Here is a 13,381-nt window from a genome sequence, read left to right on the forward strand (position 1 = left end):
ACAAGGTTCACTATGGATTTTTTAGTTGTTCAATTTCATTCTACAATTAAGCTTTAAAAATAATCTATTAAAATTTTAAAGACTAAGAATAGTCTTTCCAATTAGCGTAATATATGGTAAATTTCTTGTAACGCCTATGCAAATAGGGTATAATACATATTGGTGTATAGTAAACGTGAATTCGGATTATGAAAGGACATTCTTATGAGTAAGCCACAACAAACAATAAAAAAGGCTGTTTCATATCAAGGGATTGGCCTTCATAGCGGTGAACCAGTACATATGGTTTTTAATCCTGCACCTGAAGATACAGGAATTGTGTTTGTCCGCACGGACATTGAAGGCCATCCTTCTGTGCGAGCACACATTGATAATGTGACGAACACTATGCGCGCTACCACGTTGGAAAATGGTGAAGCAAAGGTATTTACTGTTGAACATCTGATGGCAGCGTTCAGTGCTATGAATATTGATAACTGTTATATTGAAATAGATTCTCCAGAACCTCCTGTAGGTGATGGTAGTAGTGCTATTTTTGTCAATCTTATTGAAGAGGCTGGTATTGAAGAACAAATAGCGCCGCATCATGTATACAAAGTGACTCGATCTCATGCTGTTTATGATGGAGATCGTTTTATTGTTATTTTGCCATATGATGGTTATCGCATAACATTCACATCAATTAACAGCCATCCGTTGCTTGGTACACAACATTGTGATTTTGAAGTTTCACCAGAATACTTTAAAGAGCATATTAGTGCTGCTAGAACTATCGGATTTATGAAAGAATTAGAACAATTACAGGCCATGGGCCTTGCAAAAGGTGGTAGCTTAGATAATGCGTTAGTCTATGATGATGAGAAATGTTTGTCTGTACCTCGCTTTGATGACGAATTAGTTCGCCACAAAGCCTTAGACGTTATAGGCGACTTATTCTTATTAGGACGAATCGAAGGTCATGTAATTGCTTTGAAATCGAGTCATGAATTAAATTCAAGATTGGCTCGCAGTATAATGGAAGAAATAAGGGAGACACAGCCATGATTCTTAATCACGAAGATATTTTAGAAATTTTACCTCATCGTTACCCAATGCTTTTGGTTGATCGTATTGTTGAGTTAGAACCTATGAAACGTGCTGTGGGTATTAAAAATGCTACATTCAACGAATTGTTCTTCCAAGGTCACTTTCCAGGGAACCCAGTTATGCCAGGTGTATTATTGACTGAGGCTATTGCTCAAGTTGGTGGTATTGCATTATTGTACCCTGAGGAAAATCGTGGGCTTACTCCTATGTTTACAGGTATTGATAAAGTGCGTTTCCGCCATCCTGTAAAACCTGGCGATCAAGTTCGCATGGAGGTAGATATTGTTAAAATTAAAGGTAAAATGGGCAAGGTTGAAGGCCGTGCCTATGTTGGCGACAAATTGTGCGCTAGCGGTGAATACATGTTTGCCCTTGTATAATAGAATGAGGAGTGATTGTAGTGATAGTTGTAGGCATGGAAAATGCGGAATCCAACATCCATAGTACAGCCATAGTCCATCCAAATGCTAAATTGGGCAAAGATGTAATCGTAGGTCCTGGCGCTGTTATCGGCGAACATGTCGAGATTGGCGATGGCACACAAATCGGTGCACATGTTGTAATTGGTGGTTGGACAACCATTGGTAAGCGTTGTGAAATTTATCCTAACGCATCTATTGGGTTGGAACCGCAAGATTTAAAATTTAAAGGCGAAAAAAGCTATTGTAATATTGGTGATGAAACGGTTATTCGTGAGTTCGTAACTATTAGCCGCGCTACTGGAGAGGGTGAAGAAACACGTGTAGGCAATAATTGCTTACTTCAAGCATGTACACATGTGGCTCACAACTGTATCGTTGGTAATAATGTAATAATGAGTAACTGTGCAGGCCTTGCAGGTCACGCTATCGTTGAAGATCGTGTAGTTATTGGTGGTCTTGCTGGTATTCATCAATTTGTTAAAATCGGTCGTAACGCTATGGTTGGCGGAATGGCTAAGGTGGTACAAGATATCCCACCTTACGTAATTGCTGATGGTCAACCGGCACGTGTTATCGGTCTTAACTCTGTAGGATTATCTCGTGCAGGGATTTCCGAAGATGTACGACGTGATTTGAAACAGGCATTCCGCATTATTTATCGTTCTGGATTCAGCTTATCCAAGGCAATTGAAGAAATGGAATTACAATTGGACTCTTCCGTAGAAATTGAAAATTTATTACGCTTCTTACGCAATGCCGATAGGGGAATTATGCGTACTCGTCGCGACTAATTATGAGGACCTCGTACAATGTACGAGGTCTTTTTGTGTACATTATAACTGGTTGAGTTTTATATTAATGATAATTTGCATTATATTTTCATAATTATAAAAATATTTTTATAGATATATTCGTAGATGTTTTAGTAGTTAAAAGTAATAAGGAAGTTTTAATAAAATGATGAAGAAAAGGGCATAAACCTTGGCTTTTTAATGGTAAAAAGTAGCTATTTATAGTAAAATATATTGTATATGATTATGTCTATTTTTAGGCATTTTCATAATGAACTTGAAATTACTAATTGATATATAGGCCGTGAGGCCATCTAGGAGGTATAGTCTTGGCAAAGGTAGGATTAATTGCGGGCATTGGTGTTTTGCCTGTAGAATTCATGCGTGCCGCTCATGTATTGGGCCACGAGGTGGTTGTTATCGGTGTAGTACCTGATATAGACCCAGCTCTAAAGGCTGAGGCTGATGCTTTCTATGATATTGGTGTTGCTAAACTAGGTAAAATCTTTAAAACCTTGAAAAAAGAAGAGGTTCAAGAGTTAACTATGCTTGGAAAAGTCACTAAAGAGATTCTCTTTAAAGGCCTTACATTTCCTGATTTAAAAACATTAGGCGTTTTAAAGCGGCTCAAAAATCGTAAAGATGATACGATTATGCTTGCCATCGTTGATGAAATCGAACGAGAAGGCTTTAAAGTATTAGATCAAACAGCATACTTGAAACCATTTATGCCAAAGGTAGGAGTGCTTTCAAAAGCACAACCTACAGATGAGCAATGGGCTGACATTTGTTTTGGTTTTGAATTAGCTAAACAAATGGGGGCCCTTGATATTGGTCAAACCGTTGTTGTTAAACATAAGGCGGTCATGGCAATTGAAGCCATTGAAGGGACTGACAAGTGTATCTTGAGAGGTGGAGAACTGGGTCGCGGAGATGCGATTGTTGTTAAAACAGAAAAACCAAATCAAGACGTACGCTTTGATGTGCCAGCAGTAGGCATAAAAACTCTCATGTCTATGATTGATAGCGGTTGTAAGGTGCTAGCTGTAGAAGCGGAAAAGACTATTTTCGTACAACAACAAGATGTGCTTAATATGGCAGATCGTCATGGTATTGTTATCTGTGCTGTAGACCAAGAATTTGTAAATTCCAGAAAGGATGCATAATGAAAGTCATGTTTTCCGCCGGTGAAGCTTCCGGCGATACTCATGCGGCAAGTGTAGCCAATGCATTGAGAGAAATAGATCCTTCTGTAGAGATGTTTGGTATGGGTGGCACCCTGATGGAACGCGCTGGTGTTCGTATCGTTTATGACATTAAGAACCTTGGTGTCATTGGTATTGTAGAGATTGTGAAATCATTGCCAAAATTCTTTAAGCTGCGCACGTACTTGAAACGTGTCATGATGAAGGAAAAACCAGATATTCTCGTTTGTGTAGATTATCCAGGTTTTAATATGAAATTAGCTGCGGTGGCTCATGAATTGGAGATTCCTGTTTTATATTATATTGCTCCAACGATTTGGGCTTGGCACAGTAGTCGTGGTAATACAATTCGTAAGTATGTAACCAAGGTAGCATCTATCTTCCCATTTGAAGCTGAAGCGTATCGCAAGTACAAATGTGATGTAGATTTTGTAGGTCATCCTTTACTCGATATTGTACATCCTACGATGACTAAAGAAGCGGCCGAAGCATACTTTGGGGCTCGTAAAGAGGCTAAAAAAGTATTGCTCATGCCTGGCAGTCGTAAACAAGAGGTTTTATCCTTGCTTGATACGATGCTAAAAAGTGGTGAGCAATTGATGGCGAAGCATGAAGATGTCCAATTCTTCTTGCCTCGAGCACATACGATTGATCGAAGTGAGCTAGAAGCTTTTATCGATGCTCATAAGGTACCTGTTACGATTACGGAAGACCATACATATGACTTGATGCAGATTTGTGATGTGTGCCTTGCCGCATCAGGAACCGCTACATTAGAAACGGCTATGATGGAATTGCCAACGGTGTTATTGTATCGCGTATCACCAATTACTTATGGTATTGGTAAGATGGTTGTGAATGTAACACATGTGGGCTTGCCTAATATTGTAGCTGGTAAAGAGGTTATTCCTGAATTATTACAAGATGCTGTCACACCAGAAGCAATTGTATCTTTGGTGGAACCATTGATTAGTGATGTAGAGAAAAATGAAGCTATGCGTAGTGAATTGCGCGAAGTACGTCATAAATTAGGTGAGCCTGGTGCAGTAAAACGAGTAGCACATCTTGTGTACAATCTCGGTAAGGAGAAATGTAATGAATAGTTATTCTAGGCTCTTATATTTTGTAAAGCCTTATTATAAGCGGATGCTTTTTGCAGTGTTCTGCATGATTGTCGCCGCTGCAGCCTATTTGGTAGTACCTTGGCTGATTAAGAATGTAGTAGACCAAGTGTTAGATGAAAAGAATATGTTTATGTTGAACCTCATTGTAGGTGCTATCATACTCATCTTCTTAATTCGTGGCTTTGCTACCTATGGTCAAACCTATAACATGTCCTACATCGGACAGCGCGTGATTATCGATGTCCGTGAGGCTATTTTTAATCACTTACAAAGATTAAGTTTATCTTACTTTGATCGCCGCAAAACGGGCGTTATCATGAGTAATCTTACAAATGATGTAGCTGCATTGCAAACGGCCGTGGTAGATAACTTGATTTCTTTTATCACTGAATCTGTAACACTTATCGGTTCCTTGGTGTCCATGCTTCTCATTGACTGGAAATTGACGTTAGTTACTTTTATTACGGTTCCCGTAGTTTTAGTGATTATCAATGTTTTTGGTAAGAAGCTTCGCGTGGCGGGGCATGATGTCCAAGGGCGCGTAGCTGATATTACGGCACTTTTACAAGAGGTAATTAGTGCAGTTCGCGTTGTAAAATCCTTTGCTCGTGAAGATTTTGAGCGTAAGCGTTTTGAAGATGAAAATGATCGCAATTTTAAAGCAGTTATCAAAGCTACTAAATTGACTAGCTTGTTAAGCCCAATGGTTGAGTTTTCTGCGGCAATCGCTGTAGCGGTCATCCTTTGGTACGGTGGTTACTCCGTAGTAACAGGTGCTATTACTGCAGGTTCTTTGATTGCTTTCTTGATTTATGCTATTAACTTGTCAAATCCCGTAAAACGTTTGAGTCAAGTATATGGTAATATTCAAAAGGCGTTGGCTGCTGCCGATCGTGTATTTGAAATTTTAGATACTAAAGCAGATGTTGTGGAGAAACCTGATGCTATTACATTGCCTGCGATTACCGGCAATGTGGAGTTTAATGATGTTTCTTTCTCCTATGATGGAGAAAAGACTGCCTTAGAAAATTTTGCCTTGTCAGTTAAGGCTGGCGAAAGTGTAGCCCTTGTTGGACCATCTGGTGCAGGTAAGACAACTCTCGCTAACTTACTACCTCGTTTCTATGATGTAACCGGTGGTTCTATTACAATTGATGGTTACGATATAAAAGATGTTACTTTTAAATCTTTGCGTGAACAAATTGGTCTTGTACCACAGGAAACCATATTATTCAATGCTACAATTAAAGAGAATATCTTGTATGGACGTTTAGATGCTACTGATGAAGACGTGTATGAAGCGGCTAAAGCGGCTAACGTACTTGAGTTCGTTGAGAAGATGCCTGATGGTCTCGATACAATTGTAGGCGAACGAGGCAGTTCATTATCTGGTGGACAACGTCAACGCGTTGCCATCGCACGCGCTATTTTAAAAGATCCTCGTATTTTAATTCTAGATGAAGCTACATCTGCTTTAGATACGGAGAGTGAAAAACTTGTACAAGAGGCGTTAGATCGTCTCATGAAAGGGCGTACGGCATTTGTTATTGCCCATCGATTGAGCACCGTTCAAAATGCTCATCAAATTGTTGTACTTAATCAAGGTCGCTTGGTAGAGCAGGGGACTCACCAAGAGCTATTAGCTGTTGACGGCGGATTGTACAATCATCTTTATTCCGTTCAATTCTCCAATAAAGGATAACCATGTACTGGATATATAACGTATTGCTCATATTTTATTGGATAGGCTTGATTCCGGTTATTTTATACCGACTTGCCTTTGAAGATGGCTTTTATGAGCGTATCAAACAAAGTGCAGGCTATATGCCCGCTTCGCTATTAAAGAAAATTGAAGGGCGTCGTGCTATTTGGATTCACGCCGCTTCCGTAGGGGAAATTGTGGCTACCAGTCCATTGGTAAAAGAGGTTAAAAAGGAATTTCCTGAAGCTGTTGTGGTTGTGTCAGTAGTTACTGCTACTGGTCATGCTATGGCTCATCGTATCATTCCTGAAGCAGAAGGAATTATATTCTTTCCCCTTGATCTGCCGTATTTAACTCGTAAAATTTTACATATTATTAAGCCGATTACTATTTTACTTGTAGAAACTGAAATTTGGCCAAACTTCTTGCGTATCGCCGAATCGGAAAACATTCCAGTTATGATGGTTAATGGACGCATTTCAGATCGCAGTATGAAACGTTATAAGTATATCAGTGCTTTTACGCGTGAAATGTTACGTTCTATTGAGCGTTTCTGCATGCAGTCCAAATTTGATGCGGCGTATATTGAAAGTTTAGGTGCTCATACACCTGATATTACCGTAACAGGTAATATGAAATACGATCAAACGTATGCCACCGTATCATATGAAGAAAAACAAGCTCTTCTCGATGAGTTTGGCTTTGGGAATAATCATCCTATCATTATTGCAGGTAGTACTCACAAAGGTGAAGAAGAGGCTATTTTTGAAACTTTTAAGCAAGTATTGAAAGAGTATCCACAAGCCCGTTTATTGATTGCACCTCGCGAGATTTATCGCGGTCATGATGTACAAAATATTGCAAAGCATTATGAATTGAGTGCTATTTGTCGTAGTGATATGAAAGAGCCCGTTCATGAAGGTATTCCCGTTGTTGTTTTAGATACTATTGGTGAACTTGGACGACTGTATAGCTTAGGCGATATTATCTTTGTTGGTGGCTCTCTTGTTAAAACTGGAGGTCATAATATTTTGGAACCAGCTGCACATGGTAAGCCAATTTTGGTTGGTTCTCATATGTTTAACTTTAAAGAAATTTTCGCCTTATTAAATTCTCGAAATGCTTGTGAGCAAGTGAAGAATGGCAAAGAGCTAACCGCTATGGTCTTGCGTTTGTGTAAGGATAGAGACTTGGCTAAAGAGATGGGGCAAAACTGCCTGGATATCATTAAAGAAAATCGTGGTGCTACGCGGCGTAATACACAAGAGTTGCGCTTGCTATTTGAGAAACATCAAATTATTCCGTAGTAAGACTAAATTTGTTAGATTAGTCTACTGTATTACATAATAGGAGGAGTCACCTATGAGTGGGGAAGCATTATTTAAATCCATCGTTAGTGGTGAAGATCAATCCGTATTAGGTGATATAGCTCGTTCCAGTTTAGGCCTTTTGAGTAAAGGTTATGAGAAGGCTGTATCAATACGCAATGCTCGATTTGATGAAGGTAAAGGCGTTACGAAAGTTACAGTGCCCGTAATCAGTGTTGGCAACATTACGGCTGGTGGTACTGGAAAAACACCGATGGTGCGATTTATTTGTGATGTGCTTACTCAAAAGGGTCTTCATCCTACTGTTCTTAGTCGTGGGTACCGTGCAGAAGATAATAACAAAAATATTATTATTTCTAAAGACGGGACAATGCTTGTAGAGCCATCTATCAGTGGTGATGAGGCTTGGTTACTGGCTAAGGTTTTACAAAAATCTAATGTAATCATTGGACGTGAACGTTCCAAATCTGCAGAAATCGCTATTAATGAGTTAGGTGCTGATTGTCTTATTATGGATGATGGCTTTCAACATCGTGCACTAGCAAGAGATATTGATATTGTACTAATCGATGCATCCAATCCGTTTGGCTATGAACATGTATTGCCACGGGGACTATTACGTGAACCACTTAGTGGTTTACAGCGCGCTAATATTATCGTTCTTACGAAGGTTGATCAAGTAGCACCAGGTATTGCATCTGGCATTCGAAAGCGATTAACTCAGATGATTCCCAATGTACCTGTTTATGAAACAACACATAAACCGCAATTTATGTATACCTTAGATGAGTGGGCTAATGGCTCTGTTGGGGCTTCTGTAGATGCTTATAAGGAACAACGCATTATGGCTGTAAGTGGAATCGGAAACCCTCAATCCTTTACACAAACGTTGACTGATGTAGGGTATAATGTTGTTCATACCGTGCCATTTGGAGATCATCATGACTTTTCAAATGATGATGTAGTTGAGATTTGGAAAGAAGCATTTGCTCATCAAGCTGATGCTATTTGCATTACAGAAAAGGATGCAGTTAAGTTGAGTCAGTTGCATGCAATTGAAGACTTGAAAATACCGATTCTGGTGCTATCTATAGGGATTGAATTTGTTTCTGGAAAACAAGAATTCATAGAAAATTTAGAGATTTAGTGTATAATAATAAGATACACGAATAACAGAAATGGGGTTTTATCGTGAAGTTTGGATGTGTTATTCCTGCGCGTTATGGTTCTACAAGATTACCAGGCAAACCATTAGCTGATATTGCAGGTAAACCTATGATTGAACGGGTTTATGCAAGGGTATCACAAGCTACAAAGACAGTATGTACAATTGTAGCCACTGATGATAACCGCGTATATTCTGCAGTACAACAGTTTGGGGGAACTGTTATGATGACAGATCCTAATCACCCTACAGGAACGGATCGATTAGCAGAGGTTGCTAGTCATTATACAGACTTAGATGTTGTTATCAATGTCCAAGGTGATGAACCGATGATTGATCCAAATCTTATTGATGACTTGGCACATCTATTTGAGGAAGATCCAAACTTACAGATGGCCACAGTAGCTACTCCTTTATTAGAGGAAGAGTATGAGGAGCCATCAGCGGTAAAGGTCATTTTAAATAATCGTAATGATGCGATGTATTTTTCTAGATCTTTAATCCCATATCCTCGCCATGACTTTGTGCGTCCGCCACTAAAACATATTGGCATCTATGCATATCGTAGAGAATTCTTATTGAACTACGCCAAGATGGAACCAACTCCGGCGGAGCAAACGGAATCTCTAGAACAATTACGTGCTTTGGAGAATGGTTATACAATTCGTGTTATTCTAACGAATAAACGATTTATCGGTGTTGATACACCTGAAGACTTAGCTCGTGTTAATGCAATTTACGAGCAAGAGGAGAAATAAATGAAAACAGTTCAAATTAAAGATATTACAGTGGGTGGTGGCAAAGGTTTATTTGTCCTTGCAGGTCCATGTGTTATTGAGGACTATGACCGCACATTAGCTATCGGTAAACGAGCAAAAGAGATATGCGAACGTTTAGGTGTTCCTTATATCTTTAAAGCTTCCTTTGATAAAGCTAATCGCTCTAGCTTTAGTTCTTTCCGCGGACCAGGTCTTGAGGAAGGATTAAAAATGCTTGCTTCTATTAAGAAGGAACTCAACGTGCCCGTTGTCAGTGACATTCACTCTATCGAGCAAATTGAACCTGCTGCTGAAGTATTAGATATTCTACAAATTCCTGCTTTCTTATGCCGTCAAACTGATCTCGTATACGGCGCTGCTAAAACTGGTAAATGCGTAAATGTTAAAAAAGGTCAATTCATGGCTCCTAAGGACATGGAAAATGTTCTAAATAAAATGAAAGAAACAGGTAATGAAAATCTTATGCTTACCGAACGTGGTTTTAGCTTTGGTTATAACAACCTCGTAGTTGACATGAGATCTTTCCCAATTATGCGTTCTTTCGACTATCCAGTAATCTTTGATGCTACTCATAGCGTTCAATTGCCAGGTGGTGCAGGAACTAAATCTAGTGGTAATCGTGAATTTGTACCAAATTTGGCACGTGCGGCTGTGGCTAGTGGCGTAGATGGGTTATTCTTTGAAGTACACGATAATCCTGAGGAAGCATTGTCTGATGGTCCTAATATGTTGTATTTAGATCAATTTGAAGCTGTGCTTCATGATTTAGTAGCTATTGATAAAATCGTAAAAGGTTAGGGGCGGTATTTGTGACTATTTTAGAACAAGCGGCACAGGTGCTTCATGAGGAAGCTCGTGCTATTGAAGAATTAAGTTCTCGTTTGGATCACAATTTTGTAAATGCTGTAAATATGATTTTGGCTTGTAAGGGCCGTGTAGTATGTACAGGAATGGGAAAATCCGGTCATATTGGTCGTAAAATTGCGGCTACCTTGGCTAGTACAGGGACACCGGCACTTTTTATGCATCCTGGTGAAGGCGTGCATGGTGATCTTGGTATGATTACTGAAGATGATGTAGTGTTAGCATTTTCTAATAGTGGTGAAACAGGAGAAATCATTAGTATTTTGCCGTCTCTGCGCCGCATAGGAGCTAAATTAATCTGTGTTGTAGGGAAACCAGAGTCTACATTAGCAAAAAATTCTGATATTGTATTGTTGGCAGAGGTAGAACGAGAAGCTTGTCCATTGGGTTTAGCACCTACTACAAGTACTACTGTTGCTCTAGCATTAGGTGATGCGTTAGCAGTATGTTTATTGGAACGCCATCATTTTACTCCAGAAAACTTTGCTGTATTCCATCCAGGAGGTTCCTTAGGTCGTAAATTATTGTTGACTGTAGAAAATATTATGCATGGTGGCGAAGATAATCCAACAGTATTTAAAGGGGCTACCGTTCGCGATGCACTCTTTGTAATGACAGAAAAAGGGTTAGGTGCTACAAATGTTATTGATGAAGAAGGACATTTGTTAGGCCTAGTTACTGATGGTGATGTGCGTCGTGGACTTGATTCTGGCAGTAATTTTTTAGAATGGCCCGTAGAGGATATGATGACGTCTATGCCGCGTACGATTACAAAGGATAAACTGGCCGCAGAAGCGCTTCATTTGATGGAGAAAAATCAACCCCGCCCTATCACCGTATTACCAGTGGTTGATACTAATAATGTATGTATTGGCATTGTTCACATCACGGATTTATTGCGTAGAGGCATTGTATAATGAATATTCAATGGATTGTTCTCGATGTTGATGGAGTTTTATCAGATGGAACTCTAATTTACACATCGACTGGAGAAGAGCTCAAAGCCTTTTCTGTAAAAGATGGTTTAGGCTTGACTGCGGCTCGTAAATCAGGGATAAAGTTAGCAATTATCACGGCTCGCGTATCTCCGATGGTAGAGCATCGTGCGAAGGAGTTACACTTTGATGAACTTCTTATGGGGTATGCTAATAAAACTGAAGCATTAAGAACTCTTTGTAAAAAACATCAAATCGACTTAGATTCGGTTGCTTACATGGGGGATGATCTTAATGATTTAGGAGCTCTTCAACTCGTAGGTTTGCCGATGGCACCAAATAATGCGGTATTAGAGGTTAAATCAATAGCTAAATTTATTTCTACCGTCAATGGTGGACATGGTGCTGTTAGAGAGGCTGTAGAATATATCCTGAAGAATCAAGGTTTATGGGATTCTGTTGTTGCAGATTATGCGCGAGAGGCCCATGCTCATGGACAATAAAGGAGGTGAGCAGAATGAATAACGAATGGCAATACCATTTAGTTAAAGGCATTAGTTGGCTTGTTTGTCGACTGCCATACAAGCTCATTTTGCTCATAGGCGCTTGTTTAGGTCCTGTATATGGGCTAATAGCGAAGAAGCAAAAGCTTAGAGGCATAAATAATATTAAAATTGGCATGAATATGAACGATCAAGAGGCGGAACAATTAATTAATAAGTTGTTCAAAAATCTTGGTCGCAGTGTTATGGAAGTATTATACATGCCAAACCTGACGAAATCCTTTATCAATAAACACATAGAGATGCGTGGTGTTGAACATTTAGAAAAGGCCATTGCTGAAGATAAGGGAGTTATCGTTCTTACTGGCCATGTAGGCAACTGGGAATGGATGGGGGCTGCTATGGCAGCTCATGGATATCCTTCCACTACAATTGTTAAGAAACAACCTAATGCTCAATTCACACGCCTTATGAATGAATATCGTGAGATGGTGGGGCTTGACGTATTTGCTAGTGGTGGCAACGAAATCGTTTCTGCTGCTAAGGCTTTAAAAAAGAAAAAACTTCTTGGATTCTTAGCTGACCAAGATGGATATATAAATGGTTTACCAGTTCCGTTTTTGGGACAAGATTCATCAGCTGTTATGGGACCAGCAACATTTGCAAAGAAATTTGGCTCTCCTGTAGTACCTATTTTTGCATCTCGTAAGCCTGAAGGAGGACATATCGTTCACATCTTGCCAGCATTACATTATGAGGAAACTGGCGATGAAGATGTTGATATGTATCGTCTAACTGAAGCCTGTGTACGTGTTACGGAAGAATTTATTCGTGAACATCCAGATGAGTGGCTTTGGTTCCAACATCGTTGGATGACTAAGATGGATCAAATTATTGATTACGATAAGAAGATAGCTATACGGGAGAGAGCGCATGAAAAACAATAAAAAGTTAATTGCCGTTGTGGTCGCTATAGTATTAGCTCTAATCGGTCTTATTGTATTTATTATGAAAGACTCTAATGAGGCTAATTCCACCCAAAATCAAAGTGGACAACTCGTTAATTTCCAAGGTGCGGACTTGCAAGAGGAAAAGGATGGCAAGTTAGTATGGGCATTATCGGCTGAGAAGATTGAATATGACCCGCGTACAAAAGCTATCGTTCTGACCAATTTGAAAGGTCTGTTCTATCAAGATGATGTGACTACTACGATTACAGCTCCTCATGCTGTACTGACGGGTGATCGAAACTCTCTTGATATTGATCAAGGCGTTACTGCTACCAATACGGAAGGTGCAGAATTTAAAACTGAGGCCCTTCATTTTGATAACAAAACGAAAACATTGACATCTAAAACGGCTTTCACTTATAACAGTAAGGATGTAACTCTCACAGGTGACAAGATTGAGGGCAATATGTCTTTAAAAATTATTAAAGCCATTGGACATGCGAAATTAACAAAGAAGTAATTGAGAG

At 39.4% G+C, this 13,381-nt stretch carries 14 protein-coding genes; all 14 read left to right on the forward strand.

From position 1 onward, the window contains the following. Positions 1–204: 204 nt before the first annotated feature. Entirely contained in the window at positions 205–1,044 is an 840-nt protein-coding gene (gene lpxC, locus Q7O55_RS04380) for a UDP-3-O-acyl-N-acetylglucosamine deacetylase (RefSeq protein WP_303928730.1), read from the forward strand. Next, a complete protein-coding gene (gene fabZ / locus Q7O55_RS04385) occupies positions 1,041–1,466 on the forward strand; it encodes a 3-hydroxyacyl-ACP dehydratase FabZ (RefSeq protein WP_004695477.1) in 426 nt (141 codons plus the stop codon). Before lpxC ends, fabZ begins: the two co-directional genes overlap by 4 nt. A 20-nt stretch (positions 1,467–1,486) precedes the next feature. Further along, a complete protein-coding gene (gene lpxA, locus Q7O55_RS04390; protein WP_004695481.1) occupies positions 1,487–2,299 on the forward strand; it encodes an acyl-ACP--UDP-N-acetylglucosamine O-acyltransferase in 813 nt (270 codons plus the stop codon). A 329-nt stretch (positions 2,300–2,628) separates the two neighbouring features. Next, positions 2,629–3,465: an LpxI family protein gene (locus Q7O55_RS04395; protein WP_303928731.1), complete on the forward strand. Its 837-nt coding sequence runs from the start codon at positions 2,629–2,631 to the stop codon at positions 3,463–3,465. After that, positions 3,465–4,607, forward strand: a complete 1,143-nt coding sequence (gene lpxB / locus Q7O55_RS04400) for a lipid-A-disaccharide synthase (RefSeq protein WP_303928733.1) — start codon at positions 3,465–3,467, stop codon at positions 4,605–4,607. The genes Q7O55_RS04395 and lpxB overlap by 1 nt, the downstream gene beginning before the upstream one ends. Beyond that, positions 4,600–6,330: an ABC transporter ATP-binding protein gene (locus Q7O55_RS04405; RefSeq protein WP_303928734.1), complete on the forward strand. Its 1,731-nt coding sequence runs from the start codon at positions 4,600–4,602 to the stop codon at positions 6,328–6,330. Before lpxB ends, Q7O55_RS04405 begins: the two co-directional genes overlap by 8 nt. A 2-nt stretch (positions 6,331–6,332) precedes the next feature. After that, positions 6,333–7,637: a 3-deoxy-D-manno-octulosonic acid transferase gene (locus tag Q7O55_RS04410; RefSeq protein WP_303928735.1), complete on the forward strand. Its 1,305-nt coding sequence runs from the start codon at positions 6,333–6,335 to the stop codon at positions 7,635–7,637. 55 nt (positions 7,638–7,692) lie between these two features. Continuing rightward, positions 7,693–8,805, forward strand: coding sequence for a tetraacyldisaccharide 4'-kinase (lpxK, locus tag Q7O55_RS04415; protein WP_303928737.1), 1,113 nt, complete (start codon positions 7,693–7,695; stop codon positions 8,803–8,805). Between the two features lie 44 nt (positions 8,806–8,849). Beyond that, positions 8,850–9,581, forward strand: coding sequence for a 3-deoxy-manno-octulosonate cytidylyltransferase (gene kdsB, locus Q7O55_RS04420; RefSeq protein ID WP_295815531.1), 732 nt, complete (start codon positions 8,850–8,852; stop codon positions 9,579–9,581). Beyond that, positions 9,582–10,400: a 3-deoxy-8-phosphooctulonate synthase gene (kdsA, locus tag Q7O55_RS04425; protein WP_303928740.1), complete on the forward strand. Its 819-nt coding sequence runs from the start codon at positions 9,582–9,584 to the stop codon at positions 10,398–10,400. 11 nt (positions 10,401–10,411) lie between these two features. Next, the gene (locus Q7O55_RS04430; protein ID WP_303928742.1) at positions 10,412–11,383 is read left to right on the forward strand and encodes an SIS domain-containing protein; all 972 of its coding nucleotides are present in this window, start codon (positions 10,412–10,414) and stop codon (positions 11,381–11,383) included. Beyond that, on the forward strand, positions 11,383–11,904 hold the full coding sequence (locus Q7O55_RS04435) for an HAD family hydrolase (protein ID WP_227037939.1): 522 nt from the start codon (positions 11,383–11,385) through the stop codon (positions 11,902–11,904). Before Q7O55_RS04430 ends, Q7O55_RS04435 begins: the two co-directional genes overlap by 1 nt. 14 nt (positions 11,905–11,918) lie before the next feature. After that, a complete protein-coding gene (locus Q7O55_RS04440) occupies positions 11,919–12,851 on the forward strand; it encodes a lysophospholipid acyltransferase family protein (protein WP_004698446.1) in 933 nt (310 codons plus the stop codon). Continuing rightward, positions 12,838–13,374 carry an LPS export ABC transporter periplasmic protein LptC gene (gene lptC / locus Q7O55_RS04445; protein WP_303928744.1) on the forward strand — a complete coding sequence of 179 codons (537 nt, stop codon included), beginning with the start codon at positions 12,838–12,840 and terminating at the stop codon, positions 13,372–13,374. The genes Q7O55_RS04440 and lptC overlap by 14 nt, the downstream gene beginning before the upstream one ends. Positions 13,375–13,381 lie beyond the last annotated feature (7 nt).

It is taken from the genome of Veillonella parvula (assembly GCF_945949885.1).
Taxonomy (GTDB): Bacteria; Bacillota; Negativicutes; order Veillonellales; family Veillonellaceae; genus Veillonella; species Veillonella parvula_B.

Coding starts and splice junctions, on each gene's coding strand:
- lpxC (WP_303928730.1), top strand. CDS start 205: ATGAGTAAGCCACAACAAACAATAAAAAAGGCTGTTTCATATCAAGGG.
- fabZ (WP_004695477.1), top strand. CDS start 1,041: ATGATTCTTAATCACGAAGATATTTTAGAAATTTTACCTCATCGTTAC.
- lpxB (WP_303928733.1), top strand. CDS start 3,465: ATGAAAGTCATGTTTTCCGCCGGTGAAGCTTCCGGCGATACTCATGCG.
- Q7O55_RS04405 (WP_303928734.1), top strand. CDS start 4,600: ATGAATAGTTATTCTAGGCTCTTATATTTTGTAAAGCCTTATTATAAG.
- Q7O55_RS04410 (WP_303928735.1), top strand. CDS start 6,333: ATGTACTGGATATATAACGTATTGCTCATATTTTATTGGATAGGCTTG.
- lpxK (WP_303928737.1), top strand. CDS start 7,693: ATGAGTGGGGAAGCATTATTTAAATCCATCGTTAGTGGTGAAGATCAA.
- kdsA (WP_303928740.1), top strand. CDS start 9,582: ATGAAAACAGTTCAAATTAAAGATATTACAGTGGGTGGTGGCAAAGGT.
- Q7O55_RS04435 (WP_227037939.1), top strand. CDS start 11,383: ATGAATATTCAATGGATTGTTCTCGATGTTGATGGAGTTTTATCAGAT.
- Q7O55_RS04440 (WP_004698446.1), top strand. CDS start 11,919: ATGAATAACGAATGGCAATACCATTTAGTTAAAGGCATTAGTTGGCTT.
- lptC (WP_303928744.1), top strand. CDS start 12,838: ATGAAAAACAATAAAAAGTTAATTGCCGTTGTGGTCGCTATAGTATTA.